The 22,381-nt window shown below is 61.3% G+C and carries 16 protein-coding genes; 8 read left to right on the top strand and 8 right to left on the bottom strand.

The window, feature by feature from the left end; translation table 11 throughout:
- The first annotated feature begins 12 nt into the window (after nucleotides 1–12).
- Nucleotides 13–1,746: a thiamine pyrophosphate-binding protein gene (locus tag VJ651_RS03905; RefSeq protein ID WP_324106174.1), complete on the top strand. Its 1,734-nt coding sequence runs from the start codon at nucleotides 13–15 to the stop codon at nucleotides 1,744–1,746.
- A gap of 84 nt (nucleotides 1,747–1,830) precedes the next feature.
- Nucleotides 1,831–3,099, top strand: a complete 1,269-nt coding sequence (locus VJ651_RS03900) for a glycerate kinase (protein ID WP_324106173.1) — start codon at nucleotides 1,831–1,833, stop codon at nucleotides 3,097–3,099.
- Between the two features lie 2 nt (nucleotides 3,100–3,101).
- On the opposite strand, the gene VJ651_RS03895 is transcribed toward VJ651_RS03900, so the two are convergent.
- The 3 genes from VJ651_RS03895 to VJ651_RS03885 all read right to left on the bottom strand — a co-directional run bounded on the left by VJ651_RS03895 (nucleotide 3,102) and on the right by VJ651_RS03885 (nucleotide 6,910).
- A complete protein-coding gene (locus VJ651_RS03895) occupies nucleotides 3,102–4,856 on the bottom strand; it encodes an allantoate amidohydrolase (protein WP_324106172.1) in 1,755 nt (584 codons plus the stop codon).
- The gene (gene puuE, locus VJ651_RS03890) at nucleotides 4,853–5,815 is read right to left on the bottom strand and encodes an allantoinase PuuE (RefSeq protein WP_324106171.1); all 963 of its coding nucleotides are present in this window, start codon (nucleotides 5,813–5,815) and stop codon (nucleotides 4,853–4,855) included. Before puuE ends, VJ651_RS03895 begins: the two co-directional genes overlap by 4 nt.
- Nucleotides 5,816–5,971: 156 nt before the next feature.
- Nucleotides 5,972–6,910, bottom strand: a complete 939-nt coding sequence (locus VJ651_RS03885) for a LysR substrate-binding domain-containing protein (RefSeq protein WP_324106170.1) — start codon at nucleotides 6,908–6,910, stop codon at nucleotides 5,972–5,974.
- 237 nt (nucleotides 6,911–7,147) lie between these two features.
- On the opposite strand from VJ651_RS03885, the gene VJ651_RS03880 reads away from it, so the two are divergent.
- Together VJ651_RS03880 and VJ651_RS03875 are read left to right on the top strand one after the other, a co-directional pair.
- Nucleotides 7,148–8,359, top strand: coding sequence for a urate hydroxylase PuuD (locus tag VJ651_RS03880; RefSeq protein WP_324106169.1), 1,212 nt, complete (start codon nucleotides 7,148–7,150; stop codon nucleotides 8,357–8,359).
- 42 nt (nucleotides 8,360–8,401) lie between these two features.
- Complete coding sequence (locus tag VJ651_RS03875; protein WP_324106168.1) at nucleotides 8,402–10,030, top strand: aromatic amino acid ammonia-lyase; 1,629 nt, start codon at nucleotides 8,402–8,404, stop codon at nucleotides 10,028–10,030.
- 146 nt (nucleotides 10,031–10,176) lie between these two features.
- On the opposite strand, the gene VJ651_RS03870 is transcribed toward VJ651_RS03875, so the two are convergent.
- The 5 genes from VJ651_RS03870 to xdhA all read right to left on the bottom strand — a co-directional run bounded on the left by VJ651_RS03870 (nucleotide 10,177) and on the right by xdhA (nucleotide 17,708).
- The gene (locus VJ651_RS03870) at nucleotides 10,177–11,277 is read right to left on the bottom strand and encodes a porin (protein WP_324106167.1); all 1,101 of its coding nucleotides are present in this window, start codon (nucleotides 11,275–11,277) and stop codon (nucleotides 10,177–10,179) included.
- Nucleotides 11,278–11,479: 202 nt separating this feature from the next.
- Nucleotides 11,480–12,802, bottom strand: coding sequence for a guanine deaminase (guaD, locus tag VJ651_RS03865; protein WP_324106166.1), 1,323 nt, complete (start codon nucleotides 12,800–12,802; stop codon nucleotides 11,480–11,482).
- A 12-nt stretch (nucleotides 12,803–12,814) separates the two neighbouring features.
- Nucleotides 12,815–13,852 carry a xanthine dehydrogenase accessory protein XdhC gene (gene xdhC, locus VJ651_RS03860; protein ID WP_324106165.1) on the bottom strand — a complete coding sequence of 346 codons (1,038 nt, stop codon included), beginning with the start codon at nucleotides 13,850–13,852 and terminating at the stop codon, nucleotides 12,815–12,817.
- 30 nt (nucleotides 13,853–13,882) lie between these two features.
- Nucleotides 13,883–16,228: a xanthine dehydrogenase molybdopterin binding subunit gene (gene xdhB / locus VJ651_RS03855; protein ID WP_324106164.1), complete on the bottom strand. Its 2,346-nt coding sequence runs from the start codon at nucleotides 16,226–16,228 to the stop codon at nucleotides 13,883–13,885.
- A 10-nt stretch (nucleotides 16,229–16,238) separates the two neighbouring features.
- On the bottom strand, nucleotides 16,239–17,708 hold the full coding sequence (gene xdhA, locus VJ651_RS03850) for a xanthine dehydrogenase small subunit (RefSeq protein WP_324106163.1): 1,470 nt from the start codon (nucleotides 17,706–17,708) through the stop codon (nucleotides 16,239–16,241).
- A 288-nt stretch (nucleotides 17,709–17,996) separates the two neighbouring features.
- Between xdhA and uraH the strand changes: the two genes are divergently transcribed.
- The 4 genes from uraH (at nucleotide 17,997) to VJ651_RS03830 (ending at nucleotide 22,262) form a co-directional block, all read left to right on the top strand.
- The gene (uraH, locus tag VJ651_RS03845; RefSeq protein WP_324106162.1) at nucleotides 17,997–18,350 is read left to right on the top strand and encodes a hydroxyisourate hydrolase; all 354 of its coding nucleotides are present in this window, start codon (nucleotides 17,997–17,999) and stop codon (nucleotides 18,348–18,350) included.
- A 399-nt stretch (nucleotides 18,351–18,749) separates the two neighbouring features.
- Nucleotides 18,750–20,282: an ABC transporter ATP-binding protein gene (locus VJ651_RS03840; protein WP_324106161.1), complete on the top strand. Its 1,533-nt coding sequence runs from the start codon at nucleotides 18,750–18,752 to the stop codon at nucleotides 20,280–20,282.
- The gene (locus VJ651_RS03835; protein ID WP_324106160.1) at nucleotides 20,275–21,339 is read left to right on the top strand and encodes an ABC transporter permease; all 1,065 of its coding nucleotides are present in this window, start codon (nucleotides 20,275–20,277) and stop codon (nucleotides 21,337–21,339) included. Before VJ651_RS03840 ends, VJ651_RS03835 begins: the two co-directional genes overlap by 8 nt.
- Nucleotides 21,336–22,262 carry an ABC transporter permease gene (locus VJ651_RS03830; RefSeq protein ID WP_324106159.1) on the top strand — a complete coding sequence of 309 codons (927 nt, stop codon included), beginning with the start codon at nucleotides 21,336–21,338 and terminating at the stop codon, nucleotides 22,260–22,262. Before VJ651_RS03835 ends, VJ651_RS03830 begins: the two co-directional genes overlap by 4 nt.
- Nucleotides 22,263–22,381 lie beyond the last annotated feature (119 nt).

The raw sequence follows: 22,381 nt of genomic DNA, 5'->3' as shown, positions 1-22,381 counted from the left end.
AAGGAGACAAGCATGAAGAAAACCGCTGCCTGGCTGGCCGTCTATGCGATGGAGCAGCTCGGGATCAAATTCACCTTCGGCATACCGGGCGTGCACAACACCGAGTTGTATGACGAACTCAACAACTCCGCCACGGTGACGCCGGTGCTTGTCACGCACGAAGGCGGTGCGGCCTTCATGGCCGACGGTTTGAGTCGCGCGGCGGACGACACGATCGGCGCGCTCGCCATCGTCCCCGCCGCCGGCTTCACACACGCGTCCAGCGGCATCGGCGAGGCGCTGCTCGACGGTATTCCGATGCTGGTCTTTTCTGGCGGCATCCGCACCGATACGGGAAGGCAATATCAGCTGCACGACATCGATCAGCTCGCGCTGGCGAAACCGCTGACCAAGGCGGCTTTCCGCATCACGCGGCATGAAGATGTGGTGCCGACCATTTTCGAGGCCTATCGGATCGCGACGAGCGATGAACCCGGTCCGGTGCTGATCGAACTTCCCGTCAACCTGCAACTGTTTCCCGGCGAGGTGGGTGAACTGCCGCAGTGGAAACCCTCGGCGCCGCCGTCGGCTCCCGACCCTGTGCTCATCCGCCGAGCCGCCGATGTTCTGCTCGGCGCAAGGAAGGCCGGCTTGTTTGTCGGCTGGGGCGCGCGCATGGCGACGGATGAAATCGCCGCCATCGCCGAATTGCTGCAGGCGCCGGTCAGCACCACCTTGCAGGGATTGGCGAGTTTCCCCGGCGACCATCCGCTGCATACCGGTTTCGGTTTCAGTCCCTCGGCAGTGCCGGCGGCGCGCAATGCGTTTGCCGGATGCGATGCCATGCTCGCAGTCGGCGCGCGCTTCGGTGAAATTCCGACCGGCAGCTTCAGCGCAACCGTTCCACCAGCCCTCGTGCACATCGACATCAATCCGAATGTGTTCGATGCAAACTATCCGAGCCAGGTGAGCATCGCCGGCGATGCCAGGCTTGTTCTCGGCGCACTGCTGATTGAACTGCGGTCCCGCGCAGGACGGCCTGCCAACACGGATCTGCAGGCGCAGATCGCACGCGACAAGCGCGCCTACCGGGAGGAATGGTATGCGCATGACAGCAAGGAACGCGTCAATCCCGCGCGCTTCTTCGATGAGTTGCGTCGTCAGATGCCGGATGATGCGGTGACGGTGCTGGACGACGGCAATCACACCTTCCTGACCGCCGAGCTGTTTCCCATCCATCGCGGCGGCAAGCTGCTGACGCCGACCGATTTCAATGCGATGGGTTACGCCGTTCCGGCGGCGATCGGCGCGAAGCTGGCGCAACCGGAGAAGGAGGTGTTCGCGATCGTCGGGGACGGCTGTTTCATGATGACCTGCATGGAGATCGTGACGGCGGCATCACGTGGGCTTGGCGTGATCTACTTTGTATTCCACGACGGAGAGCTGTCACAGATCGCGCAGGCGCAGCAGATTCCCTACAATCGCAAGCCGTGCACGGTACTGGCCGGACCGAATATCGAAGGCATCGCGATGGCCACGGGAGCGGCATATATCAACATGCCGAACCAGGAAGCGGTTGCCGGCGCCATCGCGGATGCGCGCCGGCTTGCGAGGGAAGGGCGGCCGGTGATCGTCGATGTCGCCATCGATTATTCGAAGCGCACCGCATTTACCAGCGGCACGGCGAAGTCGACCTTCAAGCGTTTTCCCTTGTCGCAACGCATGCGTTTCGCGGGACGCGCCTTGGTGCGGAAAGTGACGGGGTAGGAAGGCGAGCGACTAGGGACATTCAGCACGCATTCCAGGCGCGCCGTAAAATAGCGGGCATCGTTACCAGGAAGAACCTGCATCATGCATCCATCACAAGCCCGCCAGTTTCTGCTCGATATGTTCAACAGTGCAGTCGGCGCAGTCAGTGCGGAAAAGTGCCTTCCCGCTTTTCTGCCGCAAGCCTCTCCCGAGGGGCGCACGCTGGTCATTGGCGCCGGCAAGGGCGCGGCCGCGATGGCGAAAGTGGTGGAAGATCACTGGCAGGGAGAACTTTCCGGACTGGTTGTGACGCGCTATGGCCATGGCGCGGGCTGCAAGCGCATCGAGGTGGTCGAGGCCGCGCATCCGGTGCCGGATGAAGCCGGACGGCGCGCGGCGGGGCGCATGATGGAAATGGTGCACGGACTCACTGAAAAGGACTTGGTGCTGTGCCTGATTTCCGGTGGTGGCTCCGCCTTGCTCGCCTTGCCCGCGCAAGGCATCACGCTCGAACAAAAACAAGCGGTCAACAAGGCATTGCTGAAGAGCGGGGCGACGATCTCGGAGATCAACTGCGTGCGCAAGCATTTCTCGGCAATCAAGGGCGGACGTCTTGCGTTGGCCTGTGCGCCGGCCCGCGTCGTGACTTTGCTGATTTCCGACGTGCCGGGTGATGATCCGGGCGTGATCGCCAGCGGCCCGACCTTGCCCGACCCAACCACCTGCGAGGAAGCTCTGGCCATCCTGCGCAAGTACCGGATCACGATTCCCGATACCATGGAGCAATACCTCGCTTCCGGCGCCGGCGAAACACCGAAGCCGGGCGATCCGCGCTTCGCCCGCAATGAACATCATGTGATCGCCACCGCGCAGCAGGCGCTGGAAGCGGCCGCATCGATCGCGCGCGCGGCGGGAATCACGCCCTACGTTCTTTCGGATGAAATCGAAGGCGAGGCGCGCGACGTCGGCATGGTCCATGCGGCCTTGGCGCGGCAAGTAGCCTCGCGCAATCAACCCTTCCAGCGGCCTTGCGTCCTGATTTCCGGCGGCGAAACGACTGTGACGGTGCGCGGAAACGGCCGTGGCGGACGCAATGCCGAATTCCTCCTGAGCCTCGCGGTTTCATTGCACGGCTTGGAAGGCGTTCATGCGATTGCGTGCGACACCGATGGCATCGATGGCTCGGAGGACAATGCGGGCGCGATCTATGCCCCGGACTCGGTTGAGCGCGCGGAAAAGCTCGGTGTGCGCGCACGCGCGATGCTCGACAATAACGACGGCTACGGATTCTTCAGCGCGCTTGGTGACCTGGTAGTGACTGGCCCGACGCGAACCAATGTGAATGATTTTCGTGCAATTCTGATTCTGTGATCTCAAGCAGTCTTGAAGTGCCGCAGGAAATCCAGGAATACCTGCGCTGAAATCTCCGCATCGTCGGCGGTCATTGTTTCCAGCGGATTGTGGCTGATGCCGCCGTTCCCGCAGCGCGTAAACAACATGGCAACATCCGTTATCGCCGCCATGGCCATGGCATCATGACCGGCGCCCGAGCTGAGCGTGAAAGGCGACACGCCGAGCCGTTCGGCTGACGCCGACAGTTTTTCCATCAGCCGCGGTGCGCAGGGCACGGCTGGCGCGCTCATCAGCAATTCCAGTCTGGATTCCACATTGCGCCGAGTGCAGATCGCATCGATCTCGCGCATTACGTCCTCGATGGCGGCGTCGCGGATTGCATCATTGGCCGCACGGATGTCGAGTGACAGTCGGCATGCACCGGGCACCACATTGACCGAGCCGTTCGGGACCTGCAACTGGCCGACGGTGCCGACCAGCGAAGGGAATTGCGCGCAACGCTTTTCCATATACAGAATGATCTCGGCAGCAGCGGCTGCGGCATCCTTGCGCATGTTCATCGGCGTCGTTCCCGCATGGCTGGCGACGCCGGTCAACTCCAGCAGGTAGCGGCAACTGCCCGCGATCGAACTCACGATGCCGACCGGCAGACCGTGTTCCAGCAGGACCGGCCCTTGTTCTATGTGCACCTCGACGAAGCCGAGCAGGTCCTTCGGATCACGCGCGATCTGCGGAATATCGTCCGGGTTGTGGCATGCCTCCAGGAGTGCTGCGCGCATGCTGATGCCGTCGGCGTCCAGCTTGTCCAGCAATGTGAGATCGAAACGTCCGGCAATCGCATTGCTGCCGAGGAAAGTGCTCTTGAAACGCACGCCTTCTTCTTCGGAAAAACCGATGACTTCAAGATGGAATGGGAGTTTCTCTCCGCCTTCATGCAGATGCTTTACCACCGCGATCGGCAAGAGTATGCCTTCGCGGCCGTCGTACTTGCCGCCGTTGCAGACCGTGTCGTAATGCGAGCCGGTCATCAGGGTTTTCGCATTCGGCGTGTCCGACTGGTAGCGGCCGACCACATTGCCGACGGCGTCGATATGCACCTGCATGCCGGCTTCACGCATCCACACCGCGATCTGCGCTGCGGTCTTGCGATGCGCGCCGGTCATGTAGGCGCAGGTGAGTCCCTGTTCCTCATCGCTCCAGGCACCGATCACTTCCGCCCATTCCATGATGGTATTGCCCAGCAAGGGCGTGTGACCGAACAGATCGTTCAGGCGCAGTTCAGCGATACGGTGAATCTGGCGCAGGTCTTCCGCGAGCTCGTCATCGCGGCAATTCTTCAAGCGGCGTGCAAAGGTATCGATGATTTGCTGACGGGTGTAGCCCTTGCCGTCCGGCCCCTTGACTGCGAGGATGAAGGGAAAGCCGAATTTCGCGTTGTAGTCCGCATTCAGTTTCTGCAAGGCGGCGAATTCTTCCGTACTGCAGTTGTTGAGGCCGGCCTTGGCTTGCTCGCCGGTCGATTCCTTGGTCAATTGGCCCGCGATGGCCGCCTTGCCCGCGAGTTCGGGATGCGCGCGGATCAGGCGCAGTTGCTCGTCTTCACTGGCTTTGCTCACCACTGCCTGCAGGCTTTGTTTCAGCGCTGTCAGGGTTTTGAACGGGCGTTGCGATGCCGCGCGCTCGGGAATCCAGGGCGAATGTTCGTAAATGCCGCCAAGTACTCGCACGAATTCGTTGGCCTCGCAGCTATTCAATTGTTCCAGTGTGATGCTCATGGGGCGGCAGTGAAGGGATGCATGGTGCGCCAGTGATTGGCGATATCGATGCGGCGCGTGACCCAGACCTTGTCGTGCGACTGGATGTAGTCGAGGAAGCGCGCCAGTGCCGCAGCGCGCCCCGGCCGTCCAATGAGACGGCAGTGCAAGCCGACCGACATCATTTTCGGGCGGTTGATGCCATCCGGATCGCCTTCACGATACAGCACGTCGAAGGCATCCTTGAGGTAATCGAAGAATTGCGTGCCCGAGTTGAAGCCCTGCATGGCGGCAAAACGCATGTCGTTGGAATCCAGCGTGTAGGGCACCACCAGATGCGGTCGCTTTACCGTATGACCGTCCGCGCCGCTGACGCTGACCTGCTCCCAGAAAGGCAGGTCGTCGCCATAATAGTCCGCGTCGTAGGTGAAGCCGCCGTGCTCGACCACCAGCTTGCGCGTGTTCGGCGAGTCCCGGCCGGTGTACCAGCCGAGCGGCGCGGCGCCGGTAAGCTCGCGAATGATCTGCACCGCTTCCTGCATGTGCGCACGCTCCGTTGCCTCATCCATGTGCTGATAGCTGATCCAGCGCAGTCCATGGCAGGCGATCTCATGGCCGAGCTCCTGGAACGCGGCCACCGCCTCGGGATTGCGCTTCAATGCCATCGACACGCCGAAAATGGTGAGCGGCAGCGCGCGTTCCTCGAACATGCGCAGCACCCGCCACAGGCCGGCGCGCGACCCGTACTCATAGATCGACTCCATGCTCAAGTGGCGCATCTCGAATGCTTGCGCGCCGATGATCTCGGAAAGAAAGGTTTCGGATGCCTTATCGCCGTGCAAAACGCAGTTTTCCGCGCCTTCTTCATAATTCAGCACGAATTGGACGGCAATGCGTGCGCCGTCCGGCCATTGCGCATGCGGCGGATTGCGGCCGTAGCCGACAAGGTCGCGGGGATAGTTTTTGTAGAGATCGGACACGCTTCACCTGAACGTCTTGATCATGAGGGGGCGGCGACGCTGCGCCGGCACAACGATGGAACGATAGTCGATAGTAAAGCGAAGGCGGCACCGCGATATATGCATCGGCTGATAACTGTTTTCAGCGCCGCGATATAGGCGGATAGCTGCGATCGCCTAGTTTTGCACCAGTGACTTTGCGGTCGCGGCGATCAGTTCGCGCAGCCATTTGTGCTCGGGAGCCTGATGCACCCGGTCGTGCCATAGTTGGTAAAAACGCATGGTCGGGAACTTGATCGGTACGGTGAAAATCTTGAGCGGCAGATTCCGCTCGTAAAAGCGCATGAATTGCCGGCCCGTCGTCAACACCAGGTCGCTGCGTGTGAGCATGTGCGGAATCAGTCCGAAATACGCCGACTCGACCACCACATTGCGGTGCATGTTTTGCTTGGCGAGAAAGGATTCGATCACGCCGGAATAGCCCGGCAGCATCTGCGATGGCGCGACATGCGGCAGCGACAGGTAGTCCTCGACCGTCATGTCGTCCGGCCCGGTGCGCAGCGCGTAGGCGCAATCGGCACGCATGATGCAGGCGATCTCGTCCTCGAACAGTTTGGACATGTGCAGGTGCTCGGGCGGGTCGTCCCAGTTGGCGATCACGATGTCGAGCTCGCCGTCCGACAGCAACTTCAGGTAATCGTTGTCCGGCCCCTTGCCGTGCAGAACGACCCGGCTCTTCGGCGATTCGCGGCGGACTGCGGCAACGATATTGGGCAGGAACTGGCTGTCCAGATAATCCGGGGCGGCAATATGAAAGGTGCGTGCTTCGTGTTGCGGGGAAAACGCGGTCTTCTGCGCGAACAGCTTTTCGGTTTCGTCGAGTATCTTTTTGGCCGGCAATAACAGGCTTTCGCCATGCTGGGTGGGCACCATGCCGCGTGCGCCGCGCACCAGCAGCGGATCGCCGGTCAGCTCGCGCAGCTTGCGCAGGGACGCCGAGATCGACGGCTGCGGCTGGTTGAGCTTGAGCGCGACGCGCGAGACGTTTTTTTCGGAGAGCAGCAGATACAGGATGCGTATGAGATGGATGTCCAGATGATCCGGCAAGCCTGACATTGCGTCCCCTCTATATCATAATGTGTATGTGAAATATACTTGATGCCGGATGTTCCGAGCTACAAAAAAGTCTATCTTTTAACATCAAAAAACCGGCGCGCATGTCGCTCGCGCGAAATCGAAAGTCGGTTAACCCTGGTCGCAGCGGAGCTGTCAACGGTTCGCGACCAATCGGGAGACAATCCCCCTCGTCTGAAGCGCCCGCGGAGGCAGACGAGCTTCTGTCCTGAGGAGTTCATGGAAGCTTTGTTGCTGAATTACGGCGTCGAATGGCTGAACCTGCTGGTCCGCTGGTTGCACCTGATCACGGGCATTGCATGGATAGGCGCGTCCTTCTATTTCGTCTGGCTGGACAATTCGATCAAGCCGCCCAAGCCCGGCTCCGAGCTGGAAAAGGCCGGCGTATCGGGCGAATTGTGGGCGGTACATGGCGGCGGTTTCTACAATCCGCAGAAATACCTGGTCGCGCCCAAACAGTTGCCCGAGGAGCTGCACTGGTTCAAGTGGGAGGCCTACTCGACCTGGCTGTCCGGCTTCGCGATGCTGTTCATCGTCTATTACTTCAATGCGCCGGCAATGATGATCGACAAATCGGTGGCCGACATCAGCAGCGCGCAGGCGATCGGCATCGGCCTCGGCACGCTGGTCACCGGATGGATCGTCTACGACTTGTTGTGCAAATCGCCGCTCGGTCGGCACGACGGGTTGCTCGGCATCGTGATGTATCTGCTGATCGTGCTGACGGCCTTCGTGCTCTCGAAATTCCTGGGCGGCCGCGCCGCCTACATTCATGTCGGCGCGATGATCGGCACCATCATGGTCGGCAATGTGCTGATGCAGATCATTCCCGGCCAGCACAAGCTGGTCGACGCCATGAAGGCCGGCAGGACACCCGATCCGATCTACGGCAAGCGCGGTAAACAGCGCAGCGTCCACAACAATTATTTCACGCTGCCGGTGCTGTTCATCATGATCAGCAATCACTATGCGATGACCTACAACCACGCCAACAACTGGCTGGTCCTGGCGGGCATCATGGCAGCCGGCGTGCTGATTCGTCATTTCTTCAACCTCAAGCACAAGGGAAGAATTGCATGGGGCTATCCGGCGGCCGGTGTCGCCTTGCTTCTCGTGGTGGCGGTAGCAATTGCACCGCGCCCCGCAGCGAAGCTCTCGTCAAGCGATGGGACGCCGGTCGACATCGCGCAAGTGCAGGGCGTCATCGCGCAGCGCTGCGCGGTCTGCCACTCCGACAAGCCGACGCAGCCCGGCTTTGCGACGGCGCCGGCTGGCGTGATGCTGCACACGCATGCCTTGCTGCGGCAGCATGCGGACCGCGTGTATCGCCAGGCAGTACAGTTGAAATCCATGCCGATCGGGAACCTGACCAATATGACGGACGAGGAACGCGCGCTGATTGCACGCTGGTATGAATCAGGCGCCAAATAAGTCACGACCGAGTCACAACGGAATCACAACGGAAACAAGACCATGACCATTATCCATATCGACGGTTTCACTCTGACCGCTGACCAGGTCGTCAGCATTGCACGCAACCCTGGCCTTGAGGTGCGTCTGGCGCAATCCTCGCGCGATGCGCTGAAGCAAAGCCGCGATTACATCGAATCCACCTGGATGCATGACGATGCGCCGATGATGTACAGCTTCAATACCGGCGTCGGCTTGCTGAAGGACACGCGCGTCAAGGTCGAGCATATCGAACTGTTCCAGACGCAGCTCATCAAGGCGCATGCCGCCGGATTGGGCGAACCGTTTTCCGAAGAAGTGAGCCGCGCCACCATGCTGCTGCGGGCCAATGCGTTCGCCAGCAACTATTCCGCGCCGCGCGTCGAAGTCGTGGATCGCCTGCTCGCTTTCCTTAATGCCGGCATCCATCCGGTCATGCCGCAGAAGGGTTCGGTCGGTGCCTCCGGCGATCTCGCGCCGCTGTCTTATCTCGCAGCGGCGATCGCCGGATTCGATGAGGCGGAGGTCATGTACAAGGGCCAGCGCATGGGCGCGCCGCAGGCCATCGTTGCCGCCGGCATCCAGCCGGTCAAGTTCGATCTGAAGGCCAAGGATGGCTCGGCGCTGATCAACGGCTGCACCGTCTCGCTCGCCGTTGCCGTACTGGCGTCCCATGATGCACGGAATCTTCTGTCGGATGCCTGCGTGTCGCTTGGCCTGACGCTGGAAGCGATGCGCGCCGAGATGTCGGCATTCGACGAGCGCATTCACCAGGCTCGGCCGCATGCCGGGCAGATCAAGACGGCGTCGATCATCCGCACGCTGCTCAAGGGATCGACCCGCACGTCGCACGAGGCTCGCGCAGTGCAGTTTCCGGAAGAATCGCGTCGCACCGACATTCCCTACACGCCGCGCATCCAGGACGTGTACTCGCTACGCTGCGCTCCGCAGGTGTACGGACCGGTGTTCGATGCGCTCGACTACATTGATACCATCGTCGACAAGGAAATCAATTCGGCCACCGACAATCCCTTGATTTTCGGGAAGGCGGGCGGCGGGTTCGAGATCATCTCGGGCGGCAATTTCCACGGCCAGTATCTGGCGCAGGCCATGGACTTGCTTTCGATGGCCATTGCCGACCTCGGCAGCATTTGCGAGCGGCGCATTGCGCGCCTGATCGATCCCACGCTGTCATGGGGACTGCCGCGCAATTTGATGAGCGGCATTCGCGGCGTCAACACCGGTTATACGGTCGTGCAATGCTCGATGAGTTCGCTGGTGATGGAAAACCGCACGCTCTGCATGCCTGGCAGCGTGGACAGTATCCCGGCCAAGGGCAATAGCGAGGACCACGTCTCGAACTCGACCTGGTGCGCGCGCAAGGCCGCGACCGTGGTCGCCAACACGCAATACATCATCGGCGTGGAAATGCTGTTCGCCGCGCAGGGACTGACCATGACGGAATCGCTGTTGCCGGGCTTCGTGCTGGGGCAGGGAACGCAGGCGGCCTACGAAGAGATCCGTCGCCAGATCCCGGCCTGCCTGGAAGGCGATCGCTGGTTTCACAACGACATTGCCGCCGCGCGCTCGTTCATCACGAGCGGTTCGGTGCGTGCCGCGGTGGAGAAGAAGATCGGCAGCTTTACCCAATGAGGAAAAAGCGCACGCCGTAAAAAGAAAGCCCGGCGGTCTGCCGGGCTGGTCTGATAAATCGACATCAATCGATCAATCATGTGAAGCAGGCTTGTGGCCGGCAACGCACACGGGCGACAGCTTGCGCTCTCGCCCGATTCAAAATCCTAGAAACGATGACGCACGCCGACGCCGAAGCTGTTGCCGTTGTTCTGGCTGGTGATGCGGTCATTCATAAAGATCGCGTACAGATCGGTACGCTTGGACAGGTCGTAGTCATAGCCGACTGACGTGGTATTGCGCTTCTGGTCGGCGCCGATGGCCGTACCGGTGCGCTTGGAATGTGCCCAGGCTGCCATGATCTTGCCCTGGCCGGCGGGAACGGTGGCGCCAAGTGACACGGTCTTGTCGTCGAGGTCGATGTTGTGCGAGGTCTGGCCGTAGGTCGCGAACAGTTTCGCTGCCTTCAGGTCATAGCTGCCGCCGACCATCCATGCGGTCTGGCGTGTTGCGGACAGTCCCGAGGCGAGCGGCAGGTTGCCGCCGGGTTGTACATTGCCGGCCGGGACATTCAGCGGATTGTTGATTTCGACGTTGTGATAGAACGCGGTCAGGGCCAGCGGGCCGCCGAAATAGAGCAGGTTCAGGCCGACGTTGTTCTTGCCGTTGTTGCCCGCCACTTCGCCGAACTGGTAATGCAGGTTCGCGGTGAGGCCGCCGAAGTTCGGTGTCGTATAGCGAATCGAATTGCTCCAGCCGGTATCGCCCGCGAAGGAGTTGGTCCAGGCCGATCCGTTGAACAGCGGCACATCGGCCTGCAGGATCAACGGCGAGAACGTGTAGGAGTCACCGAAGGGATTGAACAGGATGGTCGGCAGGAATTGCGGAGCGAGTTCGCGGCCGAGTGAAACCGCGCCAAAGCTGCCGGACAGACCGACATTGGCGTCGCGCGAGAACAGGGTATCGCCGGGGAAGCGGCCTTGCGAGCCGGTGTCCGCCTGAATGAAGCTGGTCAGCTGGAAGTTGGCTTTCAGGCCGCCGCCGAGATCCTCGGAACCCTTGAATCCGAACCAGGAAGTCGTCATGCCGCCGCTGTTGACGACGGAACGGCTGTTCGCGTCGCCGGCATTGCGCACTTTGCCCGCGAAAACGTCGACAAGACCGCTTACCGAGACATTGCTTTGTGCCATGGCCGCCGGTGCCGCGGTCGCCGCGACCAAGGCTGCCGCGAGGGCGATTTGTGTCAATTTGAACTTGCGTTGTTGCATGAGCTCTCCAGATCAGATGCAGTTAATGAAACCGGGAGTCCTCCCCGGACGGTAAATCCCTGCTTCGAGATTGCCGTCGGGTTTCCCTATTTCCAATCGGCAATCATTTTACTTTCCCTTGCCGCTTTCGCGAAAGAGAAATTCTCGGGTTTGAACGTATTCAAACCACTTTCTTGTTCACCTCAACTTGCACGCAACATCATCAATAGCCCGCGCGCGCGTGAACCAGGCTGCCCCCGCTGTACGTCGCAGCGATTGCGCGATCGTCGCCGAGCAGGGCAAATGCAAACAGCAGTTCTTCCAGGCTTTCAGCGCGTGCGGTTCGTCGTGCCAGCAGCGGGGTCGCGTGTGGGTCCAATACAACAAAGTCGGCTTCGACCCCTGTCGCAAAGTTGCCTATCGTTCCATCGAGCTGCATGCTGCGCGCGCCGCCCAGCGTCGCCAGATAAAACATGCGCAAGGCGGGCAGGTAAGTGCCGCCCATGCGCGCCACCTTGTAAACTTCGTTCATCGTGCGCAGCATGGAAAACGATGTGCCGCCGCCGACATCGCTTGCCAGCGACAGCAGCATCCGCGCCGCATCGGCGCCCGCGAAATCGAACAGGCCGCTGCCGAGGAAGAGATTGGAAGTGGGGCAGATGGCCGCCGCCGACTGCGTCTCATGCATGCGCCGCCGGTCATGTTCGTCCAGCCAGATGCAATGCCCGAACATGGCGCGCGGACGCATCATGCCGACCTTGTCGTACACGTCCAGATAGCTGCGCGAATCGGGAAACAGGGACTTGACCCATGCCACTTCATCGGTGTTCTCCGCGACATGGGTCTGAAGAAAGGTATCGGGATAGGCGCGCGCCAGTTCGCCGGCAAGATGCAACTGCGTTGATGTCGATGTCGGAGCGAAGCGGGGTGTAATCGCATAAAGCTGGCGGCCGCGCTTGTGCCATTTGTGGATCAGATCTTCGCTGTCCCGCACGCCGCCCTCCGTCGTATCGCGCAGGAACTCGGGACAATTGCGGTCCATCAGGACCTTGCCGCCGACCATGCGCAGCCTGCGCTTTTCGCTTTCAGCGAAAAAGGCATCCACCGATGAGGGATGCACCGTGCAATACACCATGGCGGTCGTGGTGCCGCAGCGCAGAAGTTCGTCAATGAAGAAACGCGCCACCTCCGCGGCATGTTGCGGATCCTCGAATTTGCGCTCGGTCGGGAAGGTATACGTCTCCAGCCACGGCAGCAGGCCGGGCGCGGGCGAGGCGATCATATCCGTTTGCGGATAATGGATATGGGTGTCGATGAAGCCGGGGACGATCAGCTTGCCGCGATAATCCCGAACCTCGACCTGCGGCGGAACGTGATCGTGCAACTGCGCGTAGTCGCCCGCCGCAAGTACGCGGCCATCCTCGACGATCAGCAAGCCGTCTTCGTGCCAGGCACTGGCCTTGTCATCGAAGGCGGGATCGGCGGTGAAATGCAGGATGCTTGCGCGGTAAGCCTGGAGATTGTGAGCGACGATTGTCGATATCATTGAAATTTTTTGTTATTCGTTTGGTGTAAGGACCTGTTCGGTCTGTTCGCTCTTCTCCCAAACCTGCAGCAATTGCGCGCATACGGACGCGGCGATCACCGCAGGCGTCTTGCCGCTGATGCCGGGCACGCCGACCGGACATATCATGTGCTTCAGCCGCTCTTCGGGCATGCCCCGCGCACGGAGGCGGCGTTCGAACTGTACGCGCTTGCTTTCCGAACCGATCAGCCCGAACCATCCTGCATCGGTACGACGCAGGATCGCTTCGGCCAGCCGCTGATCCAGCGCATGGCTGTGGGTCATGACCAGATAGCTCGCGCCCGGAGACACTTCATCAACCACGGCCTCCGGCGTATCGGTCACTTCCGTTTTCACATTGGCCGGCAGGCTTTCCGGGAACATGTCCTCGCGCTCATCGACCCAGGTCACATGGCACGGCAATTCCGCCAATGCGCGCACGATCGCGGCGCCGACATGGCCGGCGCCGAACAGGACCAGATGGGCGCGGTATGCGCGCAAGGGATCGACCAGCCAGCGACAGCCTTCGCTGTCCACCACGATGTGGCATTCGCGGGCGAGGTCGATATGCTCGGGCGGCGGAAGCGCCCCGCATAGAGGCTGTTCCTCCTTATCGATGACTTGTGCAGGCAAGGACGCGTCCAGTGCCACAAGGCGCCAGTAGTCCTGCCTCTTGGCCCGATATTCATTCAGGCAGACGGCATAATCACGATCCTTGGCTTCGATACGTTCGAAGGCCAGCAGCACCACACCGCCGCAGCACTGCCCAAGGCTGGGTCCGAGTGCGAAGCGCTCGATACGGCGCATCGTGGCCAGCGATCCGGACGGCATGGCCAGCATCTCGTGTGCGATTTCAGCAGCACGCATCTCCAGGTGGCCGCCGCCGATGGTGTCGCACTGGGCCTTGGCTGTGACAAGCATCTTCGCGCCCGGCTCGCGCGGGCTTGAACCCTGGACCGATGCGACCGTGACCAGCACTGCCGGCTCGGCGCGAGCGGCGGCGTTGCTGAGTGCGGAGAGCCAGTCGGTCATGTTTTTTTCAGTGCGAAATCAGTTGTTGATTCACGTCGACGTGCAAACCGCGTCGACCGCGTTCAGGATTGCCTCGCTCGTTGCCGGTGCATTCAGCGGCGGGTTACGCTTGTAATCGGCGAGGCTGGCGATTGCGTCGCGGATGGCGAAGAATACCGAGAAGGGCAGCAGCAAGGGCGGTTCGCCCACGGCCTTCGAGCGATGAATGCTGTCCGACGCATTGCGATTCCGGAAAAGCTTTACGCGAAAATCGCGCGGGCAGTCGGAAACGGCGGGAATCTTGTAGGTTGACGGCGCGTGCGTCATCAGCTTGCCCGCCTTGTCCCACCACAATTCCTCGGTCGTGAGCCAGCCCATTCCCTGGATGAACCCACCCTCGACCTGCCCAATATCGATGGCCGGATTGAGCGAATTACCGGCGTCGTAGAGCGCATCGGCACGCAGGAGTTTCCATTCGCCGGTGAGCGTATCGACGATCACTTCCGATACGGCCGCGCCATAGGCGAAGTAGAAGAAGGGATTGCCGGTCATGGTCGCCGCATCCCAATGCAAACCGGGAGTGGCGTAAAAACCGTCCGACCACAACTGCACGCGCGCGTTGTACGCCCGGCGTACCAGCGAGGGGAAGGGCTCGGGGCTGCCATCGATGTAGACCTGATTGTCGGCAAACCGGATGGTTGACGGATCGACCTGCCAGGTCTGCGCGGCGAATGCGCTCAGGCGCTCGCGAATCTGGCGTGCCGCATCCTGCGCGGCCATGCCGTTGAGGTCCGCGCCGGTCGAGGCGGCGGTGGCCGAGGTGTTGGCGACCTTGCTGGTATCGGTGGCGGAAATGCGTACATGCGACAAGTCGAGGCCGAGTTCGTGTGCGACGACTTGCGCCACCTTGGTGTTGACACCCTGGCCCATTTCGGTGCCGCCATGATTGACCAGCACCGAGCCATCGACATACACATGCACCAGCGCGCCGGCCTGGTTCAGATGCGTCAGGTTGAATGCGATGCCGAACTTGACCGGGGTGAAGGCAATGCCTTTCTTCAGCACCGGACTCGTGGCATTGAATGCGCGAACGGCCTTGCGGCGCGCGCGGTAATCGCTGTCGGCTTCGAGTTCCGCGACCAGTTCATGGATGACATTGTCGACGACCTTCTGACCATACTGCGTGACGTTGCGACCTTCGGCATCGTCGCGTCCGTAGAAGTTGAGCTTGCGTACGTCGAGCGGGTCCTTGCCGAGATTGCGCGCGATGTCGTCGATGACGTATTCGATCGCGATCGCGCCCTGCGGCCCGCCGAAGCCGCGAAAGGCGGTATTCGACTGCGTGTTGGTCTTGCCGCACAGGGCCAGGATGTCCACGGCGGGCAGGTAATAGGCGTTGTCGAAATGGCACACGGCGCGCGTCGCGACCGGGCCGGACAGGTCGGCGGAATAGCCGGCGCGCGCCACCATCTCGACGCGGGCCGCCAGGATGCGGCCGTCATGGTCGTATCCGATTTCATATTCGTAATGGAAATCGTGGCGCTTGCCGGTCACCATCATGTCGTCGTCGCGATCCGCGCGCAGCTTGACAGGCCGCTTGAGGCGCGCGGCCGCAATCGACGCGGCCGCCGCCCACAAGGCGGACTGCGATTCCTTGCCGCCGAAACCGCCGCCCATGCGCCGGCACTCAACCACGACATGATGCGAATGCAGGCCGAGCGCATGTGCGACCACATGCTGCATTTCCGACGGATGCTGCGTCGAGCAGTAGACCAGCATACCGTGATCTTCCTTCGGGATCGCGTACGAAACCTGGCCTTCCAGATAAAACTGCTCCTGGCCGCCGACGTAAAGTTCTCCCTTCACGCGATGCGGCGCCTGCTCGAACGCCTGCCTGAGATCGCCACGTGCGAGATGCATCGGCGGCAAGACCCAGGATTGCGCCCGCTTGGCGTCCTGCGGCGTCAGGATTGCCGGCAGTTCCTCGTAATCGATCCTGGCGAGCCGGGCGGCGCGACGCGCATTGTCGTGCGTATCGGCGACGACCAGGAATACCGGCTGGCCGACATACTGCACCAGGCCGTCGGCGAGGATAGGATCGTCATGGATGATAGGGCCGCAATCATTGGTGCCGGGAATGTCCTTCGCGGTGAGTACCGCCACCACGCCTCGCGACTTCCTGGCTTCGGCAAGATCGATGGATTTCACGCGGGCATGCGCCTTCTGCGACAGGCCGAGCGCGGCGTGCAAGGTGCCCTGCAGTTCCGGAATGTCGTCGGTGTAGGTGGCCTCGCCCAGCACATGCAGCCGCGCGGACTCGTGCGGTTGCGCAATGCCGACGGCGGCCCATCGGGCTTGAGCGGGTTGCTTGATGAAAGAGTCTGTTTGCTTGTTCATGATCGTCTCGTCATGCGCGCGCGAATGCGTTGACGGCAGTGGCGGGCAGCGGTGCATCGAGGCGTGTCTCCAGCCAGAAACGACGCAGCAGATTGCGGGCCGCCTTGACGCGGTAGGCAGCGCTTGCGCGCATATCGGTAAGCGGAGCATAGTCCTCGCTCAGCGCCTGCATGGCATCCTGCAAGGCGGTTTCGTCCCAAGCGCGGCCCTCGAGTGCCGCCTCGGCTTTTGGCGCGCGGCGTGAAGTGGCGGCCATGCCGCCGAAGGCGATGCGCGCCTCGCGCACGATCCCGCCGTCCAGCGTGATCGCAAATGCCGCGCACACGGCGGAAATGTCCTGGTCAAAGCGCTTGGCCAGCTTATAGGTGCGAAAACGGCGATTGGCTTGCGGCAGCGGCACACGCAATGCTTCGACGATCTCGTCGGGCTGCAAATCCTTCTTCTGGTAATCGAGGTAAAACGCCTCCAGCGGCATGACGCGCTGGCCATTCTTGCCGCGCAAGACGATCTCGCTGCCGAGGGCAATCAGCCAGGGCGCGGAGTCGCCGATCGGCGAGCCGTTGGCGACATTGCCGCCCAGTGTGCCGGCATTGCGGATCGGCAGCGATGCGAAACGCTGCCACAGCTCGGACAATTCCTGCGGATAGTGCCTGCAAAGTGCCGCGTAGGCATCGTTCAAGGTCACGGCTGCACCGATCTCGAGCTTTCCATCCCTTTCGGCCAGCGTCTGCAGCTCGGCGACCTGGTTGATGTAAATGATGTCGCCGAGGTCACGCATCTGCTTGGTCACCCACAGGCCGACGTCGGTCGAACCGGACAGGATGGTCGCGGCCGGGTTCTCTGCGCGGATTCTCACTAGCTGGTCCAGCGATTGCGGTACGTGAAACTTCCGGCCGTCATGGGAGTAGGTCAGCATCTCGCTGCGCTGGATCTTTTTCAGCATTGCGGCGAGAGCATCGCGGTCGAACTTGACGCGCGGCAGATCGAGCATGTGATGGGCGGCGTCGACAATCGGCCGGTAGCCGGTGCAGCGGCAGAGGTTGCCGGACAAGCTGTCGTCGATTTCCCTGCGCTCCGGATGTGATGTGTTGCCGTCCTGCTTCAGATACAGTCCCCAGAGCGACATTACGAAACCGGGCGTACAGAAACCGCATTGTGAACCATGGCAATCCACCATGGCCTGCTGCACCGGATGCAGGCTTCCATCGGACTGCTTCAAATCTTCGACGGTGAACAAGGCCTTGCCGTCCAGCGTCGGCAGGAACTGGATGCAGGAATTGACCGTCTTCAGTTCAACCGCGTCACCTTTCAGCTCGCCGATAATCACCGTGCACGCGCCGCAGTCGCCTTCTGCGCAACCCTCCTTGGTCCCCGTACAGTGCTGGTCCTCGCGCACATGCTGCAGGACAGTCCGGGTGGGAGGAGCATCGGCAACCGTCCTGACTTCACCGCGGTATAGAAAACGTATGGCTTGTGACATGCTGTCTCGCTTGGATTTCTTTAGATTAGCATCGCAAATCGCACTAGCCGAAGCTTGATACCGGGCATGGCGAGCGACTACGTCCATCCGGTGGCGATGGAAAGTTTCATCATGCAAGAAGCGGACGCACGCGTCAGCGCATGGGCGACAATAGGTGGTATATGGGCAAGCATATGAGTACCCGGCCTGCCTTCATGCGGGAAGGGCGATGCAGCCTATATCGCCTGCGCGATACGGAGGGCGGCATGCAGATATATCATTGCCGGGTCAACACAACAGGAGAATGCAATGGGAAAACTGAGCACGCATGTGCTGGACATCACCCACGGCAAACCGGCGGCAGGGGTTGTTATCGAACTGTATGAAGTAAAAGCCACCCAGCGGACCTTGCTCTGCAGTACCGTGACCAACCATGATGGCCGCTGTAGCGCGCCTTTGCTGCAAGGAGAAGAAATGCGTGCCGGGCAATACGAGCTGGTGTTCGGCGCCGGCGATTATTTCGCCGGCCACGGCCTCGTGCTGCCGCAACCGCGCTTCCTCGATCGCGTCATCATCGCATTCGGGATAGCCGATCCCGACGAAAATTATCACGTGCCCCTGGTGGTGTCTCCCTGGGCCTATTCGACCTATCGCGGCAGCTAAACACGCTGAACCGTGCATGCTGTTCGGGGTGCAGGTTCAAAAATTCATCCCTGATGACATCCGGGGAATTGGCGTGCGGCCGATGCATCACAGGCGTGCGACACGATGACTTTTTTGCGTTGCACGCTGCGCAAGTTTCGCGCTTGCATGAGACAATTGCGATCCACCAGAACAGACGCCGCGCCTCAGCAAAGCCGCTTCTCCGATGCATTTCCTTCCCGTCATTGCGGTACAGACCGATTCCGTCGTGCCTATATCCACTCTTCTATATTTCACATACAGACAAATGTATATTGACCCGAGATATTTCCTGTAATTTTCATCAATTACAAGAATATTCAGACAACAGAGCTACTACCATATCGGTTTTTCGCGTAGTCGCTTCAAGAAGAGTGAGACATGGACACCCGCCTAACCCTGAGCAGGATCACGAAGAGATATCCTTCCGTGGTCGCCAATGACGGCGTCGATCTGGATGTGCTTCCGGGAGAGATACACTCGATCCTGGGCGAGAACGGCGCGGGAAAATCCACCCTGATGAAGATCATCTATGGCGCGGTCAAGCCGGATGCGGGGCAGATTCTCTGGAATGGAAAGGACGTACATATCGCCAATCCGGCCGAGGCGCGCAAGCTCGGCATTGCGATGGTGTTCCAGCATTTTTCGCTGTTCGATACGCTGACCGTGGCCGAAAACATCGCGCTCGGCTTGCCGCGGGATACCGATCTCAATGCGTTGAGCAAGCAAATCGAATCAACCGCGCATCAGTACGGCCTGGAGCTGGAGCCGCAGCGTCATGTGCACACGTTGTCGGTCGGCGAGTGCCAGCGCGTGGAAATCGTGCGGGCCTTGCTGGCCAAACCCCAGCTGCTGATTCTCGATGAGCCGACCTCGGTGCTGACCCCGCAAGCAGTCGAAAAACTGTTCGAAACGCTGCGCAAGCTGGCGTCGGAAGGCTGCAGCATTCTCTACATCAGCCACAAGCTCGATGAAATCCGTTCACTCTGCCACAAGTGCACCGTGATGCGTGCCGGGAAAGTGACGGGCATCTGCGATCCGATGCAGGAAACCGCCGCCAGCCTGTCGCGCATGATGATCGGCTCGGAGCCGCCCGCGATCAAGTCGACCGACCGGCAGCCTGGCGAGAAGATGCTGTCGCTGCGCAATCTCTCCTTGCAGAAAAGCCACCCGTTCGGGACCACGCTCGCCGACATCAACCTTGATGTGTGCGCGGGCGAGATCGTCGGCATGGCCGGCGTATCCGGCAACGGGCAGCAGGAATTGCTCGCCGCCTTGTCCGGCGAAGACCCGCGCGCGCGGCCGGATGCGATCGTGCTCAATGGCGAAGCGGTCGGCCGCATGAATGCCGCGCGGCGCCGGCGACGCGGACTCGGCTTTGTGCCGGAGGAACGCCTTGGCCGTGGCGCCGTTCCGGATCTGTCGCTGGCACACAATGTCCTTCTGTCGCACCAGAACAAGAACACGGTCAGGCATGGCTTGATCAACTTTCGCGCCATCCACGATCTCGCTGCCGCCATCATCGACCGTTTCAAGGTGAAAGCGCCGGATCCGCATGCCACCGCAGGCAGCCTGTCGGGCGGCAATCTGCAGAAATACATCGTCGGACGCGAAGTCATGCGCGATCCGAAAGTGCTGATCGTGGCACAGCCGACCTGGGGTGTGGACGTCGGCGCGGCGGCACAGATCCGCGCGGAGCTGGTCGCCTTGCGCGATGCGGGCCGCGCACTGCTCGTGGTGTCGGAAGAGCTCGATGAATTGTTTGAAATCTCCGATCGGCTGGTGGTGATCGCCAAGGGCAGGTTGTCGCCCTCGATCAAATGCTCGGAGGCGACGGTCGACCTGATCGGCCAGTGGATGAGCGGCCTGTGGGATCGCGACGAGGCCGTGCGGCAGGAGGTGGCCAATGCTTAAGATGGAAAAACGGCCCAGCCCGTCGGCGCTGATGTCCTGGATGTCTCCAGTGCTGGCGGTGCTGCTGACGGTCGTGTTCGGTGTCATCGTGTTCTTCTCGCTTGGCAAGAACCCGGTGGCCGGCCTGTCGGTCTTCTTCATCGAACCGATCAAGGATTTGCGCGGCTGGTCGGAAGTCGGCGTGAAAGTCGCGCCGCTCTTGCTGATTGCCGTCGGCCTCGCGATCTGCTTCCGCGCCAACGTCTTCAATATCGGCGCGGAAGGCCAGCTCGTCATCGGCGCCATCGCCGGCGGCGCGGTCGGGCTCTATTTCGATCACGGCGAAGGCGGCGGCGCGATGATGATTGCCCTCATGCTGCTGGCCGGCATGGCCGGCGGAATGGCGTGGGCGGCGATCACGGCTTTCCTGCGCGACCGCTTCAACGCCAACGAAATCCTGGTGTCCCTGATGCTGGTGTATGTCGCGCAACTGCTGCTGAGCCTGATGGTGAATGGTCCGCTGCGCGATCCCGAGGGGTTCAATTTTCCGCAATCGCGCATGTTGTCGGAAGGCTTCCTGCTGCCCAACATTCTCCAGGGCACGCGCCTGCATTTCGGCTTCGTGCTGGCCTTGATCGCTTCCGCGCTCGGCTGGCTGTTCCTGTCGCGCAGCTTTGCCGGTTACCGGCTGCAGGTCGGCGGCATGGCCCCGGCGGCGGCGCGCTATGCCGGTTTCTCGTCGCGCAAGTCGCTGTGGACCTCGATGCTGGTATGCGGCGCGCTGGCCGGCATTGCCGGTGTATCGGAGGTGATCGGGCCGATCGGGCAGCTCACGCCGTCCGTCTCGCCGGGCTACGGCTTTGCGGCGATCATCGTGGCCTTTGTCGGCCGCCTGCATCCGGTCGGCGTGGTCTTTTCGAGCTTCATCATGGCGCTGTTCTATATCGGCGGCGAACTCTCGCAAACGCGCCTGGGCATGCCGAGCGCGATTACCGGCGTGTTCCAGGGCATCCTGCTGTTCTCGCTGCTGGCCTGTGACGTGCTGATCCATTACAAATTGAGCTGGAGGAAATCATGAGCGCATTGACCGCCGATCTTGCCCCCATGATCGCCGCGTCCATCAATGCCGGCACGCCCTTGATGCTGGCGGCGCTGGGCCTGCTCATCAATGAGAAGTCGGGCGTCGTCAACCTCGGTGCGGAAGGCATGATGCTGGTTGCCGCGATTGTCGGTTTCGCCACCGCCGTCAATACAGGCAGCGTGACGGCAGGTTTCCTCGCTGCCGCGGTGGCCGGGATGCTGCTCGCAGGGTTTTTCGCCTTGCTGACGGTGTGGCTGGGCACCAACCAGTATGCGACCGGGCTGGCGCTGGCACTGTTCGGCAGCGGTGCCTCGGCCTATATCGGCATGGATTACGTCGGCCACAGCCTGGAGAATCCGAAATTCGCGCTGCCGTTCCTGTCCGATATTCCGTTTATCGGCACCGCCTTGTTCAAGCAGCATCCGATGGTCTATTTCTCGCTGCTGCTGTGCGGTGCGATCATTCTGTTTCTGTATCGCAGCCGCGCCGGACTGGTGCTGCGTGCGGTCGGCGAGTCGCCCTCGTCGGCCCACGCGCTCGGCTATAACGTGCGCTTGATCCGGCTCGCAGCCTTGCTGTTCGGCGGCGCCTGCTGCGGCCTGGCGGGCGCGTTCATGTCACTGGTCTACACTCCGATGTGGGTCGAGGGCATGGTGGCCGGGCGTGGCTGGATTGCGCTGGCGCTGACCACATTTGCGACCTGGCGTCCCGCGCGGGTGATGATCGGCGCCTATCTGTTCGGCGGCGTGACGATCATGACCTTCCATGCGCAGGGGCTGGGCGTGTCGATCGCTTCGCAATGGCTGTCGATGCTGCCGTATCTCGCCACCATCGTGGTGCTGGTATTGATATCCACCAATGCGACCTGGATCAAGCTCAACATGCCGGCTTCGCTTGGCAAGAATTTCCATCCGCATTGAGGCAGGCAGATTCAGGCAGGCAGTTTTGGCAGGACCGGATTACGGATGTGCGGGACCGGCATCCACAAGGGATTTGGACGTCGGCGCGAGACTTCGCGTCCGGTAGGCATGCTGGTGTT

This window comes from Noviherbaspirillum sp., from assembly GCF_035254865.1.
Classification (GTDB): Bacteria; Pseudomonadota; Gammaproteobacteria; order Burkholderiales; family Burkholderiaceae_D; genus Noviherbaspirillum.
Note: the sequence above shows the minus strand (reverse complement) of the source record. Positions and strands in the feature narration are given on the sequence as shown.

Coding starts and splice junctions, on each gene's coding strand:
- VJ651_RS03905 (WP_324106174.1), top strand. CDS start 13: ATGAAGAAAACCGCTGCCTGGCTGGCCGTCTATGCGATGGAGCAGCTC.
- VJ651_RS03900 (WP_324106173.1), top strand. CDS start 1,831: ATGCATCCATCACAAGCCCGCCAGTTTCTGCTCGATATGTTCAACAGT.
- VJ651_RS03895 (WP_324106172.1), bottom strand. CDS start 4,856: ATGAGCATCACACTGGAACAATTGAATAGCTGCGAGGCCAACGAATTC.
- VJ651_RS03885 (WP_324106170.1), bottom strand. CDS start 6,910: ATGTCAGGCTTGCCGGATCATCTGGACATCCATCTCATACGCATCCTG.
- VJ651_RS03880 (WP_324106169.1), top strand. CDS start 7,148: ATGGAAGCTTTGTTGCTGAATTACGGCGTCGAATGGCTGAACCTGCTG.
- VJ651_RS03875 (WP_324106168.1), top strand. CDS start 8,402: ATGACCATTATCCATATCGACGGTTTCACTCTGACCGCTGACCAGGTC.
- VJ651_RS03870 (WP_324106167.1), bottom strand. CDS start 11,277: ATGCAACAACGCAAGTTCAAATTGACACAAATCGCCCTCGCGGCAGCC.
- guaD (WP_324106166.1), bottom strand. CDS start 12,802: ATGATATCGACAATCGTCGCTCACAATCTCCAGGCTTACCGCGCAAGC.
- xdhC (WP_324106165.1), bottom strand. CDS start 13,852: ATGACCGACTGGCTCTCCGCACTCAGCAACGCCGCCGCTCGCGCCGAG.
- xdhB (WP_324106164.1), bottom strand. CDS start 16,228: ATGAACAAGCAAACAGACTCTTTCATCAAGCAACCCGCTCAAGCCCGA.
- xdhA (WP_324106163.1), bottom strand. CDS start 17,708: ATGTCACAAGCCATACGTTTTCTATACCGCGGTGAAGTCAGGACGGTT.
- uraH (WP_324106162.1), top strand. CDS start 17,997: ATGGGAAAACTGAGCACGCATGTGCTGGACATCACCCACGGCAAACCG.
- VJ651_RS03840 (WP_324106161.1), top strand. CDS start 18,750: ATGGACACCCGCCTAACCCTGAGCAGGATCACGAAGAGATATCCTTCC.
- VJ651_RS03835 (WP_324106160.1), top strand. CDS start 20,275: ATGCTTAAGATGGAAAAACGGCCCAGCCCGTCGGCGCTGATGTCCTGG.
- VJ651_RS03830 (WP_324106159.1), top strand. CDS start 21,336: ATGAGCGCATTGACCGCCGATCTTGCCCCCATGATCGCCGCGTCCATC.